Annotated in this window: 20 protein-coding genes and 1 tRNA gene; 14 read left to right on the plus strand and 7 right to left on the minus strand. The window is 69.8% G+C overall.

Going from position 1 to position 21,892, the window contains the following annotated elements; translation table 11 throughout:
• Positions 1 to 226 precede the first annotated feature (226 nt).
• The 6 genes from U1T56_RS13980 to U1T56_RS14005 are packed head-to-tail and all read left to right on the plus strand — an operon-like array spanning position 227 to position 5,871.
• On the plus strand, positions 227 to 1,231 hold the full coding sequence (locus tag U1T56_RS13980) for an ABC transporter substrate-binding protein (RefSeq protein WP_418160100.1): 1,005 nt from the start codon (positions 227 to 229) through the stop codon (positions 1,229 to 1,231).
• A gap of 25 nt (positions 1,232 to 1,256) precedes the next feature.
• Positions 1,257 to 2,246: an ABC transporter substrate-binding protein gene (locus tag U1T56_RS13985; protein WP_418160101.1), complete on the plus strand. Its 990-nt coding sequence runs from the start codon at positions 1,257 to 1,259 to the stop codon at positions 2,244 to 2,246.
• Positions 2,243 to 2,851 (plus strand): SCO family protein, encoded by a 609-nt coding sequence (locus U1T56_RS13990; RefSeq protein ID WP_418160102.1) that lies wholly within the window; start codon positions 2,243 to 2,245, stop codon positions 2,849 to 2,851. Before U1T56_RS13985 ends, U1T56_RS13990 begins: the two co-directional genes overlap by 4 nt.
• On the plus strand, positions 2,851 to 4,374 hold the full coding sequence (locus tag U1T56_RS13995) for a sensor histidine kinase (RefSeq protein WP_418160103.1): 1,524 nt from the start codon (positions 2,851 to 2,853) through the stop codon (positions 4,372 to 4,374). The genes U1T56_RS13990 and U1T56_RS13995 overlap by 1 nt, the downstream gene beginning before the upstream one ends.
• Positions 4,371 to 4,745 carry a response regulator gene (locus tag U1T56_RS14000; protein ID WP_418160104.1) on the plus strand — a complete coding sequence of 125 codons (375 nt, stop codon included), beginning with the start codon at positions 4,371 to 4,373 and terminating at the stop codon, positions 4,743 to 4,745. Before U1T56_RS13995 ends, U1T56_RS14000 begins: the two co-directional genes overlap by 4 nt.
• Before the next feature lie 7 nt (positions 4,746 to 4,752).
• Entirely contained in the window at positions 4,753 to 5,871 is a 1,119-nt protein-coding gene (locus U1T56_RS14005) for an adenylate/guanylate cyclase domain-containing protein (protein WP_418160105.1), read from the plus strand.
• 16 nt (positions 5,872 to 5,887) lie between these two features.
• On the opposite strand, the gene U1T56_RS14010 is transcribed toward U1T56_RS14005, so the two are convergent.
• Positions 5,888 to 6,127: a hypothetical protein gene (locus tag U1T56_RS14010; protein WP_418160106.1), complete on the minus strand. Its 240-nt coding sequence runs from the start codon at positions 6,125 to 6,127 to the stop codon at positions 5,888 to 5,890.
• Positions 6,128 to 6,371: 244 nt separating this feature from the next.
• Here U1T56_RS14010 and U1T56_RS14015 point away from each other — a divergent pair, with 244 nt between their 5' ends.
• Entirely contained in the window at positions 6,372 to 7,676 is a 1,305-nt protein-coding gene (locus tag U1T56_RS14015) for an alpha/beta hydrolase (protein WP_418160107.1), read from the plus strand.
• An 8-nt stretch (positions 7,677 to 7,684) separates the two neighbouring features.
• Complete coding sequence (locus U1T56_RS14020; protein ID WP_418160108.1) at positions 7,685 to 8,434, plus strand: MlaA family lipoprotein; 750 nt, start codon at positions 7,685 to 7,687, stop codon at positions 8,432 to 8,434.
• A gap of 38 nt (positions 8,435 to 8,472) precedes the next feature.
• Here the strand turns inward: U1T56_RS14020 and U1T56_RS14025 are convergent, their stop codons facing one another.
• Both U1T56_RS14025 and U1T56_RS14030 read right to left on the minus strand, forming a co-directional pair.
• Positions 8,473 to 9,429: a Vgb family protein gene (locus U1T56_RS14025; RefSeq protein WP_418160109.1), complete on the minus strand. Its 957-nt coding sequence runs from the start codon at positions 9,427 to 9,429 to the stop codon at positions 8,473 to 8,475.
• 31 nt (positions 9,430 to 9,460) lie between these two features.
• Positions 9,461 to 10,681: an MFS transporter gene (locus U1T56_RS14030; protein ID WP_418160110.1), complete on the minus strand. Its 1,221-nt coding sequence runs from the start codon at positions 10,679 to 10,681 to the stop codon at positions 9,461 to 9,463.
• A gap of 101 nt (positions 10,682 to 10,782) precedes the next feature.
• Here U1T56_RS14030 and U1T56_RS14035 point away from each other — a divergent pair, with 101 nt between their 5' ends.
• The 4 genes from U1T56_RS14035 to U1T56_RS14050 all read left to right on the plus strand — a co-directional run bounded on the left by U1T56_RS14035 (position 10,783) and on the right by U1T56_RS14050 (position 15,650).
• Entirely contained in the window at positions 10,783 to 12,279 is a 1,497-nt protein-coding gene (locus tag U1T56_RS14035) for a calcium-binding protein (RefSeq protein WP_418160111.1), read from the plus strand.
• Positions 12,280 to 12,554: 275 nt separating this feature from the next.
• Complete coding sequence (locus U1T56_RS14040; protein WP_418160112.1) at positions 12,555 to 12,923, plus strand: hypothetical protein; 369 nt, start codon at positions 12,555 to 12,557, stop codon at positions 12,921 to 12,923.
• Positions 12,924 to 13,149: 226 nt separating this feature from the next.
• The gene (locus U1T56_RS14045; protein WP_418160113.1) at positions 13,150 to 13,962 is read left to right on the plus strand and encodes a carbon-nitrogen hydrolase family protein; all 813 of its coding nucleotides are present in this window, start codon (positions 13,150 to 13,152) and stop codon (positions 13,960 to 13,962) included.
• Positions 13,959 to 15,650: a flavin monoamine oxidase family protein gene (locus tag U1T56_RS14050; protein WP_418160114.1), complete on the plus strand. Its 1,692-nt coding sequence runs from the start codon at positions 13,959 to 13,961 to the stop codon at positions 15,648 to 15,650. The genes U1T56_RS14045 and U1T56_RS14050 overlap by 4 nt, the downstream gene beginning before the upstream one ends.
• 8 nt (positions 15,651 to 15,658) lie before the next feature.
• Here the strand turns inward: U1T56_RS14050 and U1T56_RS14055 are convergent, their stop codons facing one another.
• The gene (locus U1T56_RS14055) at positions 15,659 to 16,987 is read right to left on the minus strand and encodes an MFS transporter (RefSeq protein WP_418160115.1); all 1,329 of its coding nucleotides are present in this window, start codon (positions 16,985 to 16,987) and stop codon (positions 15,659 to 15,661) included.
• A 290-nt stretch (positions 16,988 to 17,277) separates the two neighbouring features.
• Here U1T56_RS14055 and U1T56_RS14060 point away from each other — a divergent pair, with 290 nt between their 5' ends.
• Positions 17,278 to 18,132, plus strand: coding sequence for a ParA family protein (locus tag U1T56_RS14060; protein ID WP_418160116.1), 855 nt, complete (start codon positions 17,278 to 17,280; stop codon positions 18,130 to 18,132).
• 15 nt (positions 18,133 to 18,147) lie between these two features.
• Here the strand turns inward: U1T56_RS14060 and U1T56_RS14065 are convergent.
• Positions 18,148 to 18,222: transfer RNA gene (locus U1T56_RS14065), tRNA-Val, on the minus strand.
• Positions 18,223 to 18,374: 152 nt separating this feature from the next.
• On the opposite strand from U1T56_RS14065, the gene glnA reads away from it, so the two are divergent.
• Positions 18,375 to 19,778, plus strand: a complete 1,404-nt coding sequence (glnA, locus tag U1T56_RS14070) for a type I glutamate--ammonia ligase (RefSeq protein WP_418160117.1) — start codon at positions 18,375 to 18,377, stop codon at positions 19,776 to 19,778.
• Positions 19,779 to 19,955: 177 nt separating this feature from the next.
• Here glnA and U1T56_RS14075 read toward each other — a convergent pair whose 3' ends face one another.
• Both U1T56_RS14075 and U1T56_RS14080 read right to left on the minus strand, forming a co-directional pair.
• Complete coding sequence (locus U1T56_RS14075) at positions 19,956 to 21,473, minus strand: S8 family serine peptidase (protein WP_418160118.1); 1,518 nt, start codon at positions 21,471 to 21,473, stop codon at positions 19,956 to 19,958.
• Between the two features lie 26 nt (positions 21,474 to 21,499).
• Positions 21,500 to 21,880 (minus strand): hypothetical protein, encoded by a 381-nt coding sequence (locus tag U1T56_RS14080; protein ID WP_418160119.1) that lies wholly within the window; start codon positions 21,878 to 21,880, stop codon positions 21,500 to 21,502.
• Positions 21,881 to 21,892: the final 12 nt, after the last annotated feature.

The raw sequence follows: 21,892 nt of genomic DNA on the forward strand, positions 1-21,892 counted from the left end.
CGCCCGGCGGCAGCATCGCCGGGCGAGGACTTGCCGGCTCGAAATGCCTTTATGGTAAGCTGACCATCGGCTCGACCGCCTCGACTTCGAAGGGTGACGTTGACCTGGAGCGAAAGCAGCGTCTATACTAGCTGATTCGCCGGGGTGGTGCGGTTCTTCCAGGCTTCATGAAGTCTCTTCGCGACATACTCCCGTGCTCTACCCGGCTCAGATCGGAGACGGAGGCATGCGCACGCCGCAGGATCGTCGCGGATTCCTGGGCACGCTTGCGGCGAGTGCCGCGGGTCTTGCCGCTGCGAGACGGACCGCAGCCGAGGAAGCGCCGCCGGAAACGACCACGATCCGCCTAAGCAAGATCCCCGGCATCTGCATTGCGCCGCAATACGTCGCCGAAGAGCTGCTGCGGGCCGAGGGCTTCACCGACGTGCAGTACGTGCCGATGGAGGCGGGGGTCGCCGCGGCACGGAAGATCGCTCGCGGCGAGATCGACTTCGCCACCAACTTCGTGGCGGCTCTGGTCCCGGTCATGGACGAGGACGAGCCGCTCACCGTGCTGGCCGGCGTCCATTCCGGCTGCTTCGAGCTGTTCGCCAACGACCGGGTCCACAGCATCACCGACCTCAAGCGCAAGACCGTCGGCGTGCAGGGTCTGGGCTCGAGCCCGCACCTCTTCCTCACCGCCATGGCGGCCTATGTCGGCCTCGATCCGGCCAGGGACATCGACTGGGTGACGAGTCCGACCATCAAGCCGATGCAGCTCTTCGCCGAAGGCAAGATCGACGCCTTTTTGGGCTTCCCGCCCGAGCCGCAGGAGCTGCGGGCGCGGCAGATCGGGCAGGTGATCGTCAACAGCGGGCTCGACCGGCCCTGGTCGCAATATTTCTGCTGCATGCTCGCCGGCCACAGCGACTTCGTAGCCCGCTACCCCATCGCCACCAAACGCGTGGTGCGCGCCGTCCTCAAGGCCGCGGACCTTTGCGTCGCCGAGCCCGAGCGCGTGGCGCGCCGGCTGGTCGACGGCGGCTTCACCCCCCGATACGACCTGGCGCTGCAGGCGCTGGGCGAGGTGCCCTACGCCCGGTGGCGCGAGTACGACCCCGAGGACACGCTCCGCTTCTACGCCCTCCGCCTGCACGAGGCCGGCGTGGTCAAGTCGAGCCCGCAGACGATCATCGCGCAAGGGACGGACTGGCGCTTCCTGAACGAGCTGAAGCGCGAGCTGAAGGCATGAGTGTCGCGGCTGAAGGAGACTGGCGATGTCGGCCCTGCACACGCGTCGCGACCTGATGGCCTCCCTGATGGCCGCCGGCATGCTCGGGGGCACGCCGGCGCACGCCGACGACGAGCCACCCGAGATCACCAGGCTCCGCCTGCGCCGCGCCCCCACGATCTGCGTCGCTCCCGAGCAGATCGCGGAGAGCGCCTTGCGCGCGGAAGGATTCACCGACGTCAGCTACATCGAGCACGCTTCCATCGACGGCCTCGCTCGCGGCCAGATCGATTTCGACCTGCAGACCGCCGCGTGGGCGGTGGCGAACCTGGACGCCGGCGAGCCGATCGTGGCGCTCGCAGGGGTCCACGTCGGATGCTACGAGCTGTTCGCGCATGAGCCCGTGCGGGCGATCTCCGACCTGAAGGGCAGGCGGGTCGGGATCCCCCAACAGCCGGGCTCGAGCGGGCATCTGCTCCTCGCGGTCATCGCCGCGCATGTCGGCCTCGATCCCCGGGCCGACATCGACTGGATCAACAGACCCGACGGCGACTTCCTGGAGGCGTTCGCGCGGGGCGAGGTCGATGCCTTCCTGGGATTCCCGCCAGAGCCGCAGCAGCTCCGCGCCCGCAAGATCGGGCACGTGATCCTCAACACGGGTATGGACAAGCCCTGGGCGCAGTATTTCTGCTGCACCGCCTTGGGCAACCGCGAGTTCGTCCGCGCGCATCCGATCGCCGCCAAGCGCTATCTGCGGGCCGTGCTCAAGTCCGCCGACATTTGCGCCGCCGAGCCGGAGCGGGCGGCGCGGGCATTGGTCGATGCCGGCTTCCGCGGCCGCTACGAGCACGCGCTGCAGGCGCTGAGGGAGGTTCGCTACGACCGCTGGCGCGACTACGACCCCGAGGACACGCTGCGATTCTATGCCCTGCGGCTGCACGACGTCGGCATGATCAGGTCGAGCCCGAAGGAGCTGATCGCCGCCGGCACCGACTGGCATTTCTTCGCCGAGCTCAAGCGCGAGCTCAAGACGTGAGCCGGCTGGCCACCCTCGGGCTCATCCTGGCGGCGCTCGCCTGTCCGCCCTCGGCGGTCTCGGCGCACGGGCCCGACGGCGGCGACACGGCTGGGCCCGGGCAGCGGCTGCCGACGATCGGCTCGGCGCCGGGCTTCTCGCTGACCGCGCAGGACGGCAGCCGGCTCGCGCTGCCCGATCTCCGCGGCAAGGTCGTCGCGGTGGCGTTCATCTACGCTTCCTGCGCCGACGTCTGCCCGCTGCTGACCGAGAAGATGGCGCAGGTGGGCGACGAGCTCGGGCCAGACTTCGGCAGCAGCATCACGTTCGTCTCGATCACCGTCGATCCGGAGCGCGACACGCCGGAGGTGCTCGAGGCCTATGCCAAGGCGTTCGGTGCCGACCGCGGCGGCTGGCACTTCCTGACCGGCGAGCCCGCCGCCGTGCGCGACGTCGCCCGCCGCTACGGCGTGGCCGTGTCGGGGCGTCCCGGCGAGGGCGTCGACCACACGCTGCTCACCTCGCTGGTCGACCGGCGCGGCATGCTGCGCGTGCAGTATCTGGGTGCTCGCTTCGACCCCGAGGAGCTCCGCCGCGACCTCCTCGAGCTCGTGGGCGAGCCCTGATGCGCCTGCGCGACCTCCCCATCGCGCTGGTCGCGCGCACCCCGGCGCGGGTGCAGACCAAGCTGCTCGCGGCCTTCCTCGCCATGGTCGTGCTGCTGGTCGCGCTGGGGGCAGTGGGCCTGCGCCTCCTGAGCGGCGTCAACCAGCAGACCGAGGGCCTGATCAAGCTGCAGCGCAAGATCGCTGCCTACCGTCAGGTGCAGCACGACACCACGGGCCAGCTCTATGCTGTGGCCTCGGCACTGCTCTCGCCCAACGAGCGCACGCTCGAAGGTGTTCTGCGCCAGCTCGCCCAGTTCGGCTACGATCTCGACCGGCTGCAGTTCGTGGCCAAGGACGAGATCGAGCTCCTGGTCGAGGTCCGCAAGGAGTACGACCGCTTCATCGAGATTGTGCGCCGCGTCGTCGAGCTCGCCCGCAGCGGCCACGCCGCCGAGGCCCGGCAGGTGCAGCAGGCCGAGGCCGGCCCGCTCGCCGACCGGCTGGAGCGGCTGACCAACGAGCTCGTCAACCTCGCCGAGGCCGACATGGTGGCCGGCATCGAGGCGAGCGAGCAGGCCTATGCCCGCTCGACCTGGATCGTGATCGGCTTCGCGCTCGGCAGCATCGTGCTGGCGCTGGGCCTGGGCTATGTCATCTCCTGGTCGGTGATCGAGCCCGTGGCCGAGATCGAGGGCCGCCTGCGCCGGATCGCCGGCGGCGACTTCACCCAGCGCGCACGGGTCGTCAACCGCGACGAGCTGGGCTCCCTTGCAGCCGGTGTGAACCGGATGTGCGAGGAGCTCGGCCGGCTCTACGAGCAGCTCGAGGCGGCGAGCCGGCACAAGTCCGAGTTCCTCGCCAACACCAGCCACGAGCTGAGGACACCCTTGAACGCCATCCTGGGCTATACCGAGCTGATCCAGGACGGGATCTACGGCGAGGTGCCGGAGCGCATCCGTGCGGTGCTCGACCGGGTGCAGGGCAGCGGGCGCCACCTGCTCGGCCTGATCAACGACGTGCTCGACCTCTCCAAGATCGAGGCCGGCCGGCTGGTGCTGTCCACGAATGACTACGCGGTGCCGGCGGTGGTCCACACCGTCGTGACTGCGACCGAGGCGTTGGCCGCCGAGAAAGGGTTGGATCTCCGCATCGAGATCGCCGAGCCGCTGCCGCTGGCCCACGGCGACGAGCGGCGGATCACGCAGGTGCTCCTGAACCTGGTCGGCAACGCGATCAAGTTCACCGAGGAGGGCGAGATCGTGATCCGGGTCGAGACGACGGACGACGGCTTCCACATCGCGGTCGAGGATACCGGCCCCGGCATCGCTTTGCCCGACCAGAAGCGGATCTTCGAGGAGTTCCGGCAGGTCGACAGCTCGAGCACGCGCAGGAAGGGTGGCACCGGCCTGGGGCTCGCGATCGCCAAGCGCATCGTCGAGCTGCACGGCGGGCGCATCTGGGTGGAATCGGCGCTCGGACGCGGCGCGACCTTCCACCTCGTCCTGCCACGGCAAGCGGTGGCGCAGAGGCTCGCGGCATGAAGCGGCGCATCCTCGTCGTCGAGGACCAGGAGGACAACCGCGCCATCCTGCGCGACCTCCTGACCCATGCCGGCTTCGAGGTGCTGGAGGCGCTCACCGGCGAGGAGGGAGTGCGGATGGCCGAGGTGCTGCGCCCCGACCTCGTGCTCATGGACATCCAGCTCCCGGCCGTCGACGGCTACGAGGCGACGCGGCGAATCAAGGCACAGCCGAGCTTGCGCGCGATCCCGATCATCGCCGTCACCTCCTACGCGCTCAGCGGCGACGAGCTGAAGGCCGAGGCGGCGGGCTGCGACGGCTACGTGACCAAGCCGTTCAGCCCGCGCCGGCTGCTGGCGATCGTCCGGGGCTACCTCGAAGGGGCCGGGTGAGGGAGCCTTGCGCGAGCCGCCGCTGATCCTGATCGTCGACGACAATCCCGACAACCGGGAGATCCTGGAGGCGCGCCTCGAGAGCCAGGGTTATGCCACCCTCACCGCCGGCGACGGCGAGGCGGCGCTCGCGGCGGCGCGCGAGCATCGGCCCGATCTGATCCTCTTGGATGTGATGATGCCGGGGCTCGACGGCTTCGAGGTCTGCCGGCGGATCAGAGCCGATCCGGCGCTGCCGTTCATGCCGATCATCCTGGTCACGGCCAAGACCGCGCTTCGGGACGTGGTGGCGGGGCTCGAGGCCGGTGCGGACGAGTACCTGACCAAGCCGGTCGAGCATGCGGCGCTGGTGGCTCGTGTGCGCTCGATCCTGCGCACGAAGGCGCTGCACGACACGGTGCAGGCGCAGGCCGCGGAGCTCGCCGCCTGGAACCGAACCCTCGAGCAGCGGGTGGCGGAGCAGGTGGCGGAGATCGAGCGGGTGAACCGGCTGCGGCGCTTCCTGCCACCGCAGATCGCCGAGCTCATCGTCTCGGCCGGCGGCGAGGAGGACTTGGTCGAGAGCCACCGCCGCGAGGTCACCGTGGTGTTCTGCGACCTCAGGGGCTTCACGGGCTTCGCCGAGCACGCGGCACCGGAGGCGGTGATGGGCGTCTTGCGGGAATACCACGCCGCCCTGGGGCCGCTGATCCATCGTTTCGAGGGCACGCTCGAGCGGTTCCTGGGCGACGGGCTCGTGGTGCTGTTCAACGATCCGGTGCCATGCCCCGATGCCTCCGAGCGCGCAGTGCGCATGGCGGTGGCGATGCGGGACGCGGTGCAGGACCTGTCCGCCGGCTGGCTCCTGCACGGTTTCGAGCTCGGGTTCGGCATCGGCATCGCCTGCGGGCTCGCGACCTTGGGCCGGATCGGCTTCGCCGACCGCTACGACTACGCTGCGATCGGCAGCGTCGCCAATCTCGGCGCCCGCTTGTGCGCGCAGGCCAGAGACGGCGAGATCCTGGTCAGCCGGCCGGTGAGCGAGGCCGTCGGCACGATCGCCGAGCTCGAGCCCTTGGGGCCCGTCGTCATGAAGGGCTTCCGCGATCCGGTTCCGGTCTTCGCCGTCAAGGCGCTCAGGCCGTAAGCCGGCTTTCGCCCGGCTACTCCTTGGGCAGAAGAAAGATCGCCGTGCCCATGGCGAGGCTGCCGAAGGTGGTGCCGAAACCGGTGCCCATCAGGATCAGCGCCACGAGCCATTGCTCCGAGGCGAACAGAAGACGGCCGAGATGCGCCACGTCGAGATAGAGCAGGATGGCCAGGAACATCCAGCCGGTGGCGACGCCGATCAGGCAGTTCCGGGCGAGGAAGGACAGTAGGTCGAGATCGCGTCGCGCTCGCATGCCACGAACGCCTCCCAGTGGCAGGGCCGGTCGGGGGCGGCACCCGCATCACCCGTGCCTTCAAGAACAGCGCAGGCCGAGGACAGGTTGCGCTGCGAAGCGCAGACCGATGCCGCCCGGCCGGGGGGAGACGCGGGTGAGCACGGCACCGCGCGGGGCGGCGGGCGTGGCCCGGGCGCACTAGTCAGGCCGGCTCCTCTCGACTACCGAGAGGCGACGACCGACGGCGGTTGGTGGCTTCGACATGCGGTCATGGGCGCTGCGGGCCGGGCTGATCCTGGCACTGGCGATGCCGGCCACGGCACGGGCACGCCTCATGGGTGCCTACGACTACCCGTTCGTGAGCGCCCTCGTCGCCACGGTCGCGGCCACCCCGCCCGCGAACCAGGCGTCGCTGCCCACCAATGCCCAGATCGATGCCGTCGGCGAGACCCGCTATCTCCGGGTCTTCCCGGATCGCAAGATCCCGGACGTGTTCTGGTACTACGATCGCGGGCTGCCTTACGGCGTCTACAAGCAGCCCAACCGGCGAGCGCCGCTGTTCTTCGTCATCGGCGGCACGGGTGCCGGCTACGACGCCAGCAAGTCGCGCATCCTGATCCGCGCCCTCTATCAGGCCGGTTACCATGTGGTGAGCATCGCCAACCCGACCCACCCGAGCTTCATCGTCACGGCCGCGGCCGAGGGCGTGCCGGGGCGGCTCGGGGCGGATGCAGCCGATCTCTACCGGGTCATGAGGCTGATCGACCGGGACCTGCGCCGCGAGCTCGACATCACCGGCTACTCGGTCGCCGGCTACAGCCTGGGTGGAGCGCATGCGGCTTACGTGAGCCTGCTCGACGAGAAGGAAAAGGCGTTCGGCTTCCGGAAGGCGCTGGTCATCAACCCGCCCGTGAGCCTCTACAACTCGGTGCGGCGCCTCGATGCCATGTTCGACCGCCATCTCAGGCGGGACCCGGCTTCGGTCAACGCGTTCGTCGATCGGATCTTCGAGCAGGTGATCGCCCTCTACGACGTGCGCGCCCGGATCGACTTCACCGACGACACCTTCCTTTACCGCTCCTACACCGTGCTCGAGCCGCCGGAGCGGGATCTGGAGCTTCTGATCGGCCTCGCCTTCCGCTTCACGTCGAACGACATGGCGTTCGCGAGCGACGTGATGACCAATGCCGGCTACATCGTGCCCAAGAACGCGCATCTCACCGCGACGACGTCGCTGACCGACATCTTCCTGCAGGGCATGGGGCTCAACTTCGTCGACTATTTCGACGACGTCTATCTACCGTTCATGCGCGAGCGCCACCCCGAGCTCACCCGTGACGACTTGATCCAGGCGGCGGGACTTCACGCGATCGAGGGCTATCTGCGCACGAGCCCGCGGGTCGTGATGCTGGGAACGCAGGACGACATCATTCTCGCACCGGGCGAGGCCGCATGGCTCGAGAGCGTGTTCGGCGAGCGGGCGCGGATCTTTCCGACCGGCGGCCATTGCGGTGCCATGGACCAGCGCGACTTCGTCGCCGCGATGTACGAGCTCCTGGCCCGGTGAAGCACTGCATGCGCATGGCCAGAGCGCTCGCCGCGCTCCTGTTCGCCGCCAGTCTGGGTGCCTGCGCCGCCACGCCGGCCTACGAGCTCGGTACCGCACCGCCGCGTCATCGGCTCTCGCCGGTCCAGCAGCGGGCGCAGTACCCGATCGAGATCTACGATCCCCTCGAGGGGGCCAACCGGGCGCTCTACAAGTTCAACGCCCAGTTCGACCGTTACGTGTTCCTGCCGCTCGTGCACGCCTACGAGTTCGTCACACCCGATTTCATCGAGCGCCGGGTGACCGCCTTCTTCTCGAACCTCACCGAGTTCAGGAACGCCACCAACGGTCTGCTCCAGGGCCGGCCGGAGATCGCCGGTCGCGCCGCGACGCGCTTTCTGCTCAATTCCACCGCGGGTGTGCTCGGCCTGTTCGACGTGGCGACGCGGCTGGGCGTGGCCCAGCAGCCCGAGGACTTCGGTCAGACGCTGGGCCGCTGGGGCGTCGGCAACGGACCCTATCTGATCGTGCCGGTGCTGGGGCCGTCGAACACACGCGATTTCGGCGGCTTCGTCACCGACTCCCTGATCGCCACCTACCTGCCGCCCCAGTCGTTCATCACGGACTGGGTCTACTTCAACCCGATGATGTACGTCCTCTACGCCGTCGATCTGCGGCGCAACATCAGCTTCCGCTATTACGGCTCGGGCTCGCCCTTCGAGTACGATCTGGTGCGGTTCCTCTACACGAAGAAGCGCGAGCTCGAGATCCGGCAATAGCGCCTGCGCACCCTGCCGGAGGCATCGCGGCCGGACGCTCAGTGCGTGCGGATGACGACCAGGCGATCCGTGCCCGATTCGGCGCCCCAAACCTCGCCCGGCCGGCCGAGGAGCTGGCGCACCGCGGCGTTCGGGCGATCGCTCGGGAAGCTCGTGAAGGTTTCGCTCACGGGATCGAACGACAAGATCGCGTTGGCGCCGAAGTCGCTGAGCCAGATCACGTCGCGATCGTCGACGTAGACGGCATAGGCACGGGGGTGGCTCCCCGGCAGTCGCCAGCTCCGCCAGCTCTCGTCGGCGGGATCGTAGACGGCGACCTGGCCCGCGTTCCACTCGCTGACCCAGATCCGGCCCCTGCTGTCCGACCAGACGCGGCGTGCTCCCTGGCTCGGCGTCGGCGGGTCGATCCGGGTCTTCCTGCCGGTCGCGAGGTCGATCCTCGCGATGTGCGAGCCCGCGAGCGAAGCGTAGTAGATCTCGCCCGAAGGTGTCGCCGTGATGCCGTAGGGACCCGGGCCGTCCGGGTCCTGGAACACCTGCACGGCGCCCGATCTCGGATCGAGGCGGCCGTAGACGCCGTTCTGACCGGTGAACCACAAATATCCATTCTGGTCGAAGGCGGCGGTGTTGAGGTTGGCGGGGCCGTAGCGGTCGGGGAGCGGCCAGGCCTGGACGGCACGGCTCGCAGGATCGACGCGCAGGATCGCGTTCCGGCCGCCGTCGGTGATCCAGGGCGCACCGTCCGGTCCGACGATGACGCCGTGGGGGGCGGAATCCTCGCCGAGCGGGATCTGCTCGGTACGGCCGGTGCGGGGATCGAGCCGGCCGAGGGCACCCTGGGCTTGCGCGGTGTACCAGACCGTGCCGTCCGGGGCCGGGGCGACGTCGTGGGGATGCGAATCCTCGGGCACGGGATACCAGGCGGTTTCTGCGGCGGCAGCGCCGGCGAGCGGGAGGAGCACGAGAGCAGCGCTCACGAGCAGGCGGAAGATCATGGGCCGTCTCCACGAGATGCCGTCACTCGTGTCATGTCGTCTTCGGCCGGTTCTGGGGCAATGGTGCGAGCGCCGCGAGGCGGAAGGCGACGAGGAGGGCCGTGGCGAGGAGCGCGGCCAACAGGGCGGCGAGGCCGGGCCAGCCGAAGGCGGTCCAGAACAGGCCGCCCGCGGAGCCGACGAGGCTCGAGCCCAGATAGTAGAAGAAGAGATAGAGCGAGGAGGCTTGCGCCTTGCCTTCGAGCGCCCTGAGGCCCACCCAGCTGCTCACGATCGAGTGCGCACCGAAGAAGCCGAAGGTGAAGACGGCGATCCCGGCGATCACGAGCGGCAGCGGGGTCGCGAGCGTGAGTCCGAGGCCGGCGAGCTGCAGGAGGATGACGGCCCACAAGACCCGGCGGCGGCCCAGCCGGCTCGCGAGGTTGCCGACCCAGGCCGAGCTGAAGATGCCGATGAGGTAGACCGCGAAGATGGACCCGACGGCGGTCTGGCCGAGTTCGTAGGGTGGGGCGAGCAGGCGGTAGCCGACATAATTGTAGAGCGTCACGAAGCTGCCCATGAGGAGGAACCCTTCGAGGAACAGCCAGGGCAGGCCCTCGTCGCGGCAATGCTCGACGAAGCGGGCGAGGAGGTTGCCCAAGGCCAGGGGCCGCGGGCGGAAGTTCCTGGATGGGGGCAGGCTCTTCCAGAAGGCGAGAGCGGCCAGAAGGCACACGAGGCCGAGCGCACCGATCGCGACCCGCCAGGAGAAGAAATCGGCGAGGATGCCCGAGATCAGCCGGCCGCCCATGCCGCCGACGGCGCTGCCGCCGATATAGAGGCCCATGGCGAGGCCGATGGAACCCTTCTCCATCTCCTCGCCGACATAGGCCATCGCCACGGCGGGGAGGCCGCTGAGCGCCACACCCTCCAGCGTCCGGACGAGCAGGAGCCCGTGCCAGCCCGGAACGAAGGCGGCAGCGATCGTGAGCGCCGCCGAGGCCAGGAGCGAGGCCACCATGACGGGCTTCCTGCCCAGCGCCTCGGAGAGCGAGCTCGCGACCAGCATGGCGACGGCAAGGAGCCCGGTCGTGACCGAGAGCGAGAGGCTGCTCGCGGCGGCACCCAGCCCGAACTCGGCCGAGAACAGCGGCATGAGCGGCTGCACGCAGTAGAGGAGCGCGAAAGTCGAGAACCCGGCCGCGAACAGGGCGAGGTTCGTGCGCCGGAACGCCGGCGTGCCGCGCGTGATCAGGCTGGCTTCGGTGTGCATCGGAAGTGGACGTTCGAGGGGAGCATCGGCGCCCGGCCGTTGGTCGGTACCTGCCGGAATGGTAGAACGGAAGCTCGGACGAGCGGGAGGGGAGACAGGCCATGGCGGTCAGGTCGGGCACGAGCGGCGACGACGGACTCGTCGGGACGGTGGGCGCCGACCGGCTCTACGGCCTCGGCGGCGACGACCTTCTCGACGGCCGCACCGGCGACGATCTGCTCGATGGCGGCAGCGGGACCGACACGGCGAGCTGGGCCCACAACCCGGGCCATCGCGGCACGTTGGGCGGCCCTTACGGGATGAGCATCGACCTTGTGGCCGGCACGGCGGTCGCGCGCGTGGATTTCGGCCTGTTCGATGTGAACCCCGGCATCGAAAGGGACACGCTCCGCGGCATCGAGAACGCGATCGGCTCGGCCTTTGCCGACCGGATCGACGGTTCGGGGCTCGCCAACCTGCTCTGGGGCGGCGGAGGCGAGGACGAGATCAGCGGCAAGGGCGGCGACGACACGATCCACGGCGGGGCGGCGCACGATCTGATCAACGGCGACGACGGCCGCGATCGGATCGAGGGTGAGGGCGGCGACGATGTCGTCTATGCCGGCAACGGCGACGATCTGGTTCTGGGCGGGGCGGGCGACGACGTGCTCGCGGGCGAGGCCGGCCGCGACCGCCTCTACGGTGGCGCCGGCGATGACGAGCTGCGCGACGGCTACGGCAGCGACCGTGCGAACGACCTCGTGGACGGCGGTGCCGGCTTCGACATCGTCAGCTACGACGGCGACACGCACGGCCTTCGGGTCGACCTCGCCACGCAGCGGGCAGTGCAGGGGAGCGAGGTCGACCGGCTGGTCGGCATCGAGGGCGTGATCGGCAGCTCCGGCCCGGGCGATCTCATCCTGGGCGATGCGGGGGCCAACAGCCTCGCCACGGGGCTCGGCGGCGCCGACCGCGTCTTCGGCCGCGGCGGCGACGATGTGCTGACGGGCGGAGCGGCGAGGGCGCTGCTCGACGGTGGCGCCGGCGGCGACGTCGTCACGGGCGGCGCCGGGGACGATACCGTCCGGGGCGGCGCAGGAGCGGACCGTCTCAGCGGCGGGACGGTCGAGCACGATTATTTCGAGCCGGAGCCGCATGTCGACCACGACCGCATCGACCTCGGCCGGGATCGGGCCGCCGACACGGTGACGTTCGAGCTGCACGACTTCGTCGGCCGCGTGCAGGACTATATCGGGGTCGACCGGGTGGCGCGCTTCGATGCGAGTCGCGACAAGCTCGCGTTCTACGTCGCGGTCAACGATAGCCCCGTCGGCGGGCCGGACGAGGATCGGGTCGTGGACGTGCGGGCAGCGCTCGACAGCAACCACGACGGTCGGATCGACGGCAGCGACCGGGACGTGACGCTCGATGCCGGCGGCATGGTGATCGACCTCGGCAGCCTGTGGCAGCGGGAGGTCGGTGGGCCGTTCCTGAGCGGCCAGGACCAGAAGGTGATCCTCGAAGGCCAGAGGACCGGCTTTAGCGCCGACGTGATCGTGAGCCTGGACGAGCGGCCCGAGGAGCTCCTAGCGGCGCACCCCGAGGACACGCTGCTCTGACGGCTGTCGCCCGCAGCCTCGCTCGGCGCGAGGTGCATCGCGCGTGCCGGAACGGCGCCGACAAGGCGGGCTTCCGCTCGTCTCGGATCGGTCGGAGGTGCCGTTGCACGCGAACGGCTCGGAGCGCGACCCACGCCTGCAGGTGATCAGGCGAGGGATTCGGTAGCTGCAGCCACCGGTCTTTCGGCTGAACCGCCGTGGTATGCACCATGGTCTTATCGACTTATAGGTGATAAACAGAGGTTGTTGCGAACGTGCCGCTTGAGGATCATGCGATGAGAGCGTCCTTTGGAGGCGCAGTTGCGTTTGCTGCAACGTTTGCCATCACGCTCAGCAGCTGCAATGCAGAGGCGAATGAGGTGGATCCTTTGGTTCTGGCTGCCTGCATGCAAAACAATACGACGCCAGAAGATGAGTCTATATTCCGGAATATGCTCATCTATGCTCTGCAGGACGATACAGAAAGACTCAAAAATGAACTGGGGAAGATCATCGTATCATTTGCTAGATTGGCAACGGTTGACTGCAAAGTACCGCCAGACAGGCTCGGCGATAAAGCTATACAAAGAGCATTTAACATGTACGGAGGAAACATGGGAAGGTTGGTCATGGAAAGAGCTTTTGCCAAGATACGTGACAGATGATATTCTCTGATGCATCTGTGAATCAAATGTAACAATAGAGGTGCTTTGACGCGTCGGTTCCAGCGACTCGAAAGAGCGACCGGCTCGGTATAGGGCGAGCATCGGCCTTCTCCGGTGAGCCTTACGTCCTCGGCTCGGGGCGGGCGGGGCTTGTCTCGATGCGCCGGATCGGGGACAAGCTGGAGGCCGGGAAGAACGGTGCCGCGTCGGCGGTTGGGAGGCGGTGATGCGGATCGCGGTGTTCCAGGGGCCGCTGGAGGGCGGCGACGTCGGCCGCAACCTCGAGCGGCTCGCGGCCGTGGCCGACGCGGCGGCGGGACGGGGAGCGCGGCTCCTGGTCTGCCCGGAGATGTTCCTCACCGGCTACAATATCGGCGCCGAGGCGGTGAAGCGGCTGGCCGAGCCCGTGGACGGACCCTCGGCCGCGGCCGCGGCCGGGATCGCGCGCAAGTGCGGCATCGCCCTGCTTTACGGCTATCCCGAGGCGGGACCGGACGGGCGGGTCTACAACGCGGCGCTGCTGCTCGGGCCCGACGGCGCGCGGCTCGCCAATCACCGGAAGACCCATCTCTTCGGTCCGGACGAGCGCGACGCCTTCGCGCCGGGCGAGGGGCCACCCACGGTGGCCGGGCTCGGGGGGATGCGGCTCGGCATCCTGATCTGCTACGACGTCGAGTTCCCGGAGAACGTGCGGCTGCTGGCACTCGAAGGGGTGGAGCTCGTCGCCGTGCCGACGGCGCTCATGGAGCCTTATCAATTCGTGGCGCGGTCGATGGTGCCGACCCGCGCCTACGAGAACCAGATCTTCCTGGCTTATGCCAACCGCTGCGGGCGGGAGGGCGGCCTCGTCTATCACGGCCTGAGCTGCATCGTCGGGCCGGACGGACGCGACCTCGCGCGCGCGCCCGCAACGGGCGAGGCGCTGATCGTGGCCGAGCTCGACCGCGGGCTGCTCCAGGCCTCGCGGCGGCTCAATCCCTATCTCGCCGACCGGCGGCCGGCGCTCTACCGCGCTCTTGCCGCGGAGCGACCGGCATGACGGCGCCGCACGCGCCCGCGACCGGCGTCTCGGCCGACCGGCGGCCGGTGACCTATTTCGGCCCGGACTTCCCGTTTCCTTACGACGACTGGCTGCGCCATCCGGCCGGGCTCGGCGGGCTGCCGGCCGAGCGGCACGGGCAGGAGGTCGCGATCGTGGGGGCCGGGATCGCCGGGCTCGTGGCGGCGTTCGAGCTCATGAAGCTCGGCCTGAAGCCCGTCGTCTACGAGGCGGGGCGGCTCGGTGGGCGCCTGCGCTCGCAGCCGTTCGAGGCGGCGGAGGGGGTGATCGCCGAGCTGGGCGGGATGCGCTTTCCCGTCTCCTCGACCGCGTTCTGGCACTATCTCGACCTCGCCGGGCTCGAGACCCGGCCGTTCCCGAACCCCTTGGCCCCGGACACGCCGAGCACCGTGATCGATCTCGACGGGGTGCCGGTCTATGCCGAGCGGCCCGAGGACCTGCCGCCTTTGCTCCAGGAGGTGGCGGATGCCTGGCGCGAGGCGGTGGAGGAGGGGGCGCATCTCTCGGCAATGCAGGACGCGATCCGGGCGCGCGACGTGGGCCGGATCAAGGCGATCTGGAACGAGCTGGTGCCGATCTGGGACGATCGCAGCTTCTACGACTTCGTCGCCACCAGCCGGGCGTTCGCGAGCCGCTCGTTCCGGCACCGCGAGGTGTTCGGGCAGGTAGGGTTCGGGACGGGGGGATGGGATTCCGATTTCCCGAACTCGATGCTGGAGATCTTACGCGTCATCGTCACCGATCAGGACGAGAACCAGCGCCTGGTCGTGGGCGGGGTCGAGCAGTTGCCGCGGCGCTTGTGGCGGATGGCGCCCGAGAAGCTCGCGCACTGGCCGCGCGGTACCTCGCTCGAGCGGCTGCACGGCGGGGCGCCACGGGCCGGGGTGGCGCGGATAGCGCCGGCGGGAGAAGGGCGGCTCGCCGTGACCGACCGCTGGGGCGAGACGCGCGAGTACCCGGCCGTGCTCGTGACCTGCCAGTCCTGGCTGCTCACGACCCACATCGCCTGCGCCGAGCCGCTCCTGTCGCACCGGATGTGGATGGCACTCGATCGTACGCGTTACATGCAATCGGCCAAGACCTTCGTGATGGTGGACCGGCCGTTCTGGAAAGAGCGCGACCCTGCCACGGGCCGTTACCGGATGAGCATGACGCTCTCCGACCGGCTCACGCGCGGCACCTATCTCTTCGACAACGGCGACGACCGACCGGGCGTGATCTGCCTGTCCTATAGCTGGATGGGCGACGCGCTCAAGCTGCTGCCGCTGCCGGTCGACCAGCGGGTGAAGCTGATGCTGGGAGCATTGCAGCAGATCTACCTGGACCTCGACATCAAGCGGCACATCGTGGGCGATCCGATCACGGTCTCCTGGGAGAGCGATCCCAATTTCCTGGGCGCCTTCAAAGGCGCCTTGCCCGGCCATTACCGCTACAACCGGCGCATGTACTGCCATTTCATGCAGGACGGGCTGCCGCCCGTCGAGCGCGGCCTGTTCCTCGCCGGCGACGACATCTCCTGGACGCCGGGCTGGGTGGAAGGCGCCGTGACCACGGGCCTCAATGCGGTCTGGGGGATCGTGCGGCATCTGGGCGGTGCCACCCACCCCGAGAACCCCGGGCCGGGCGACCGCTTCGCCGAGCTCGCCCCGCTCGTGCTGCCGGACTGAGCGCCGCCTCAGGCCCGGGCGATCTGGTCGAGCGGTTGCCCCTTGGTCTCCATCTCGATCCCGCCGACCGCGAAGGCGGCGAGGACGAGAAGGACGGCAAGCAACGCTATCACGGTGCCGAAGCCCAGGCCGATGATGAGTGCTACGGCCGAAGGCGCGAGGAGACCGCCCAGGCGCGCCATCGCCCCGGCGACACCCATGCCGGTCGCCCGGAGCTCGGTCGGGTAGAGCTCGGGCGTGTAGGCGTAGAGCGCACCCCACGTGCCCAGGAGCGCGAAGCTCATGGCAAGCAGCGCCGCGCCGATCAGGAGCGGCTCTCTCGCGACGACGAAGAGGAAGCAGCCGGCGGCGCTAGCGCAAAGGAACGCGATCAGCGTGCGGCGCCGGCCGATCGTCTCCACACCGATGGCCGCGAGCAGGTAACCCGGCACCTGCGCCACCGCGAGGAGCACGAGGAAGCCGTAGCCGCGCACGAAGCCGTAGCCCTCGGTGACGAGCCGGCCCGGCAGCCAGATGAAGACGCCGTAATAAGCGGTCGAGACCAGGAGCCACGCCGCGAGGATGAGAAGGCTGCGCCGGCGCAGCCCGCCCGCGAGCAGCTCCTGCATCCGGCCGCGCCGGGCCACAGGGGCGGCGAGGGGCTCGTGCACCGGCGGTTTGCCGTTGCCACGGGCGATCCGGTCCAGGACGTCCCGCACCTCCTCCACCCGACCCCGACGCACGAGATAGTGGGGCGATTCCGGCAGCCAGAGCCGGAGCCAGAAGCCCGCCATGGCCGGCAGGGCGGTCAGCACGAACAGCCAGCGCCAGGCGTCCTGTCCCGCCCACTGGCTCGCCGCCCAGGCCGCGAGCGCCACCACGATCGTGCCGACCGCCCAGAAGCCTTCGAGCGCCACGAGCCAGCGGCCGCGGCGCGCGGGCGGGAGGAACTCGGCCATCATGGCGTAATCGACCGGCAGCGTGCCGCCGACACCGACCCCGGTCAGGAACCTGAGCGCGAGGAGCAGCGGAAAGCTGGTCGAGAAGGCGGAGGCGAGGCCCAAGATGGCGTCGATCAGCACCGTGGCGATCAGAACCCGGCGCCGGCCGATCCGGTCCGCGAGCCGGCCGAACCCCCACGCACCCAGCAGCATGCCGAGGAAGAAGGTGGTGCCGGCCTGGATCGCCTCCGGGATCGTGAGGCCGAAGCTCGCCGCGAGCGATGGCGCGGCGAAGCCGATCGCGAGCACCTGCATCGCATCCGCCGCCCAGACCAGGCCGAAGATGGCGAGGAGACGATAATGGAACGGGCCGATGCCGATCCGGCCGAGCGCATCGTCGATGGTCACAGCGGGCATGGCTCTTCTCCCTCACCGTCCCGTCGGTTCCCCTCTTTAGGGGCGGGATTGTGTGCGGTGCAATACCGAAGCCTTCGGCCGACTGGTTCGGATAGGACGGGCTGCGCCGGCTGAGCTTTCGGGGTCGCAGCGCCGCCACCTCCGTCCGTTGCCGCCCCGATCCCAGCCTCTCGGACGTTGCATCGCGGGCCGCGAACCGGTAGGCACACAGGTGCCGGACAGGTTGCAACCTCCAGATGAGCATCCCGATCCATGGGTCTGCTGAAGCGCGGGTGACCGGAGTGCGAGCGGTGAACCAGCTCATCAAGTTCGGCGAGCGGCCTCGGCTGAGGCATGGTCGGGTCGTCGCCGTCGGCAATCTCAAGGGCGGGACCGGCAAGAGCACGGTCTCGGTCAATCTCGCCTGTGCGCTGGCGGCGGCAGGCAAGACGACGGCCATCCTCGACACCGACCCGCAGTCGACGGCGACGCGCTGGGCCGAGCTCGAGAAGCTGCCGGTCGCGTGCTACCCGGCCCCACTCGCCTCGCTCGATGCGGTCGGGAGCTGGATCGCCGATTCCGAGGAGCTGCGCTTCAAGACCGACATCCTAGTGATCGACCTCCCCTCGGTGGTGGTGCCCGCCATGGGGGCGGCGTTCATGATCGCCGACGTGATCGTGGTGCCGGTCGGGACCTCGCTGCCCGACCTCGACGGCACGCAGCGTGTGCTGCAATACGTGGAGCTCGCGCACCGCGAGCGCCGCAAGCACCCGCCGCAGATCGTGCTGGTGCCCACGCGCGTGACCGACGAGGTGCCGGACCCGGTGGGCACGGTCTCGCGCCATCTGGGCCTGTCGAAGGAGCTGATCGCCCCGCCTCTGCCACATCACCTCGCGTTCCAGGAATCTTATGCCTGGGGCGAGTGGGTGGGCAGCCTCGCTCCGGAATCGCCGGCGCACGAGCGGGTGCAGGAGCTGGCCCGGTTCGTGCTCGACCGGCTGGAGAAGGTGGAGCCGGCCCCGCTGTGGCTCGGCGGCAAGGCGCGGCGGCTGCGGCTCGATTTGGCATCCGACGCTTTGGACGACCCTTTCGGCGAAGAGGCGTCGGAAGGAAGCGGGGAGGGTGCCCGCCGGTCGTGGTGGCGGCGCCTGTTCTTTCGCCGCTGAGCCGGCTGCGGATGCTGGTGCGGGCGGAAGGATTCGAACCTCCGACACCGGCGGTGTAAGCGCCGCGCTCTACCCCTGAGCTACGCCCGCATGGAGGCGGCACCATACGCAGCAGCAGCCGCGGCTGCAAGGAGCGTGGCGATGCGTCCCGGTTGGTCGGCGCGTGGCGAGCGATTACCATTGCGGCTCGCGGCGGCGCCGCTAAACAGGCGACCTCTATGGAGCAACCGGTCAGGGACGAGATGAGCGACCCCAGCAGCACCATCGAGCGCATCCGCGCCGAAGCCATTCGGACCGTGGATTTCCGCTTCACCGACCTGACCGGCCGCTGGCGGCACGTGGCGCGCGAGGCCGGCGGGGTCACGGCCGATATCCTGCGCGACGGCGTGTTCATCGACGGCTCGGCGGTGCCGGGCTGGCGCGACGTGACCGAAGCGGACCTTCTCCTCAAGCCCGACCTCGAGAGCGCGTTCGTCGATCCGTTCAGCGCCCAGCCGAGCCTGGTCGTGATCTGCGACGTCGCCGAGCCCGGCACCGGCCTCGGCTACGAGCGCTGCCCGCGTGCGACGGCGCAGCGGGCCGAGGCCCATCTCAAGGGCTGCCGCTACGCCGACGAGGTCCGCGTCGCCGCGGCGCTGGCCTTCTTCCTGTTCGACGAGGTCAAGGTCGAGGTCGGGCCGCTGCACGGCTCCTACCAGCTCGTGGCGAGCGAGCGCCGCACCAGCGCCGCCGCAGGAGGTCGGAACGACGGCCATCGGCCGAACCCGGACGCCGCCTATCTGGCGCTCTCGCCCTCGGACCACATGGCCGACATCCGGGCCGAGATCGCGACGGTGCTGGCCGGGCTCGGCGTCGACGGGCTCAAGCACGCGCACGGCCGCGCCACCGGCCAGAACGAGCTCTCGTTCGGCACCACGGGCCTCGTGCGCGGCGCCGACCGGGTCCAGCTCGCGAAGTACGTGATCCACCAGGTAGCGGCATCCTACGGCAAGACCGCCACCTTCATGCCGAGGCCCGTCGCCGACGAGCCGGGCTCGGGCATGGACGTGCATGCGTCGCTGTGGTGCGCGGGCAAGCCGGCCTTCGCCGGTCAGGGCTATGCCGACCTCAGCACGCTGTGCCTGCAGTTCGTGGCCGGCGTGATGCAGCACGCGCGCGCCATCAACGCCTTCACCAACCCGACCACGAACAGCTACAAGCGCCTGCGCACGGGCGAGGATGCGCCCGCGCTCCTGGCCTACGCCGCCTACAACCGCTCGGCGGCGGTGCGCATTCCTTACGCCTCGCGGCCCGAGCTCAAGCGGATCGAGGTCCGCTTCCCCGATCCGAGCGCCAACCCCTACCTTGCCTTCACCGCCATCCTGATGGCGGGTCTGGACGGCATCGAGCGCAAGCTCGAGCCCGGCGACGCCATGGACCGGAATCTCTACGATCTGCGTCCCGAGGAGGCCGAGGACCTGACGTCGGTCAGCCGTTCCTTGCGCGAGGCGTTGGATGCGCTCGAGGCCGACCACGATTTCCTGACCCGCGGCGACGTGATGCCGCCCGACCTGATCCAGGCCTATCTCGAGGTGAAGCGCCGCGAGTGCGACGTCGTCGCCGGCACGCCGCACCCGGTCGAGTTCCAGCTCTATCTCGGACTGTAGAAGGCGCCTGCGTCCACCCCGATGAGCAGCGCAAAGGCAGGTCTCCAGCACCTCGGGAGAGGGTGTCATGGCCGGTCTTCGAGCCGGCCGTCCAGGCAGCGGAGCAGAAGCCGGATGACCGGGTCAGGGCCCGGTCGTGACGCATGAAGGGCACTTCCGCCCCGTCCGAAGCGAGCCCTAGCTGGCCCCCACACAGGTGCCGGATGCCCGGATCAGGCCCCAGCCGAAGACCGGATCGCGCCCCGGCGGGCCGAGATCCTGCGCCACCGCGGCGAGACGGCGCTCGGCCTCGGCCGGAGGCAGGGGGGCACGGGCAGCGAGCGCCGCAAGAGCGGCGGTGACGAACGCCGCGGCATAGGAGGTGCCCGAGCGAAGCGCCGAGCCGGTCTCGTCCCGGGTCGGCACGTCCACGCCGGGGGCGGCGAAGGCGATGTAGCTGCCCCGGTTGGCGCGCCGGTAGGGCCGGAGCCCCCGGTCGACGGCGGTGACGGCGATGACGCCGGGGTAGGCTGCAGGATAGGCCGGCGGCGCCTCGGCGCCACCATTGCCAGCGGCGGCCACGATCGGAATGCCGCGCCGGAGGATGCGTGCCACGGCGGCAGCGAGGACCGGGTTGTCGGGGCCGGCGAACGAGGCGTTGACAACCGAGGTGCCGCGCCCGGCGAGCCAGTCGAGAGCGGCCGCGATCTCGAGCGCGCCGGCACGCATCCCACCCGAAGCCTCGGCCGCGAACACATCGGCCACGACGAGCCGGGCCGCGGGCACCAGGGCAGGTACGGTGCCGTCGGTGCCGCCTACGAGGATCGAGGCCACGGCGGTGCCGTGTCCGGGCGGCGCCAGGGGAGCGCCCAGGGGTACGAAGCTGCGATCCTGGAATGCGCCGGCCACGATCGCGGCCGGCAGCTCGACCCTGGTATCGACGAGCCCGATCACCACACCTTTGCCGCAGGCCGAAGGCTCCCGCGGCCAGCCGATCAGGCTCGCAGCCCAGCACCGCCCGCTGCAGCCGTCGTCCGCCTGCGGCCGGTACGAGTCGTCGGGGGCGAGCGTGCGGTTCGGGAGCAGCGCTCGCAGCCGGTCGAGCGCAGGACCGCTGCCCAAGCCCGGCGGCGGGGCCAGCCGGATGACGGTGAGCCCAAGATTGCCGAGCGTGCGCCGCTCGCGCACGCGAAAGCCCTGCGCTTCCGCCCGGCGCAGCTCGGTCGGGCCGAGATCGACCGCGAGCAGGTCGTCGGAGCCGTCGCGGTCGTTGCCGCCGTTCCGTGGCCATGCGCCGGAGCGCCCGGCCGTGGCGCCGCGCCGCTCGTCGCTCGCTGCCGGGGTTCCACTCGCGCTGTCGTCAGCGCTGCCACCGCCTCCGTGGCCGCTGCCGTCGTCGCTGCCACGGCCGCCGTCGTCGTCGCTGCGGTTGTCGGCATCACGGCCGCTGCTGCCACGGCCGCCGTCACCCCCGCCCCTGCCGCTGCTGCCGCCGTCGTCGCTGCTGCTGTCGCTGCCACCACGATCGTCGCTGCCGCTATTGCCGTCGTCGCTTCCACTTCTGCCGCCTCTGCCGTCGTCCTTGGCGAGGGCGCAGGAGACGATGGCAAGGCCGCCCGGCGCGACGAGCGCCGGGAGCGCGCGCTCGACCGGGACGGCGGCGAGCAGGCCGAGCGCGGCGAGCAGGAAGGCCCGGGACGGGAGGATGACGGCCATTCTCTCCTCGGGCCTTTCTCGGGCGGTCAGTAGGACACGGGACGCTTCAGGGCGTCGTCCCGGCCGTCGTGGCGGCGGCCATGATCGTCGCCGGCATCGTGCCCGGCACCATCATCGTGGCTGCGGTCGTCGCTGCCCCGCTCGTCGTGGCTCCTGCCGTGATCGTCGCTGCTCCGGCCGTCATCGTGGCCACCCCCGTGGTCGTCGCCTCGATCATGGTCGCGGTCCCTGCCGTGGTCGTCGCCGCCCCGGCCATGATCGCCGCCGCGATCGGAGGAGCGGGCGAAGGCCGTAGCGTAGAGCGGTGCCGAGATGCCGGACAAGGCCAGATGCACGGTACGCTCGAGCGGGAGGCACACGGCACCGGCGGCGACGGTGGCGAGGAGAAGGGCACGGCAGGAACGCATGTTCGGGTCTCT

The sequence above is a fragment of the Benzoatithermus flavus genome (assembly GCF_037908215.1).
Lineage (GTDB): Bacteria > Pseudomonadota > Alphaproteobacteria > Geminicoccales > Geminicoccaceae > Benzoatithermus > Benzoatithermus flavus.

Bases quoted from the DNA above. Each gene is read 5' to 3' on its own strand.
- U1T56_RS14015 (WP_418160107.1), top strand. From the start codon at position 6,372: ATGCGGTCATGGGCGCTGCGGGCCGGGCTGATCCTGGCACTGGCGATG.
- U1T56_RS13985 (WP_418160101.1), top strand. From the start codon at position 1,257: ATGTCGGCCCTGCACACGCGTCGCGACCTGATGGCCTCCCTGATGGCC.
- U1T56_RS14050 (WP_418160114.1), top strand. From the start codon at position 13,959: ATGACGGCGCCGCACGCGCCCGCGACCGGCGTCTCGGCCGACCGGCGG.
- U1T56_RS14035 (WP_418160111.1), top strand. From the start codon at position 10,783: ATGGCGGTCAGGTCGGGCACGAGCGGCGACGACGGACTCGTCGGGACG.
- U1T56_RS14075 (WP_418160118.1), bottom strand. From the start codon at position 21,473: ATGGCCGTCATCCTCCCGTCCCGGGCCTTCCTGCTCGCCGCGCTCGGC.
- U1T56_RS14080 (WP_418160119.1), bottom strand. From the start codon at position 21,880: ATGCGTTCCTGCCGTGCCCTTCTCCTCGCCACCGTCGCCGCCGGTGCC.
- U1T56_RS14045 (WP_418160113.1), top strand. From the start codon at position 13,150: ATGCGGATCGCGGTGTTCCAGGGGCCGCTGGAGGGCGGCGACGTCGGC.
- U1T56_RS14040 (WP_418160112.1), top strand. From the start codon at position 12,555: ATGAGAGCGTCCTTTGGAGGCGCAGTTGCGTTTGCTGCAACGTTTGCC.
- U1T56_RS14055 (WP_418160115.1), bottom strand. From the start codon at position 16,987: ATGCCCGCTGTGACCATCGACGATGCGCTCGGCCGGATCGGCATCGGC.
- U1T56_RS14025 (WP_418160109.1), bottom strand. From the start codon at position 9,429: ATGATCTTCCGCCTGCTCGTGAGCGCTGCTCTCGTGCTCCTCCCGCTC.
- U1T56_RS14030 (WP_418160110.1), bottom strand. From the start codon at position 10,681: ATGCACACCGAAGCCAGCCTGATCACGCGCGGCACGCCGGCGTTCCGG.
- U1T56_RS13980 (WP_418160100.1), top strand. From the start codon at position 227: ATGCGCACGCCGCAGGATCGTCGCGGATTCCTGGGCACGCTTGCGGCG.
- U1T56_RS14020 (WP_418160108.1), top strand. From the start codon at position 7,685: ATGCGCATGGCCAGAGCGCTCGCCGCGCTCCTGTTCGCCGCCAGTCTG.
- U1T56_RS14000 (WP_418160104.1), top strand. From the start codon at position 4,371: ATGAAGCGGCGCATCCTCGTCGTCGAGGACCAGGAGGACAACCGCGCC.
- glnA (WP_418160117.1), top strand. From the start codon at position 18,375: ATGAGCGACCCCAGCAGCACCATCGAGCGCATCCGCGCCGAAGCCATT.
- U1T56_RS14010 (WP_418160106.1), bottom strand. From the start codon at position 6,127: ATGCGAGCGCGACGCGATCTCGACCTACTGTCCTTCCTCGCCCGGAAC.
- U1T56_RS13995 (WP_418160103.1), top strand. From the start codon at position 2,851: ATGCGCCTGCGCGACCTCCCCATCGCGCTGGTCGCGCGCACCCCGGCG.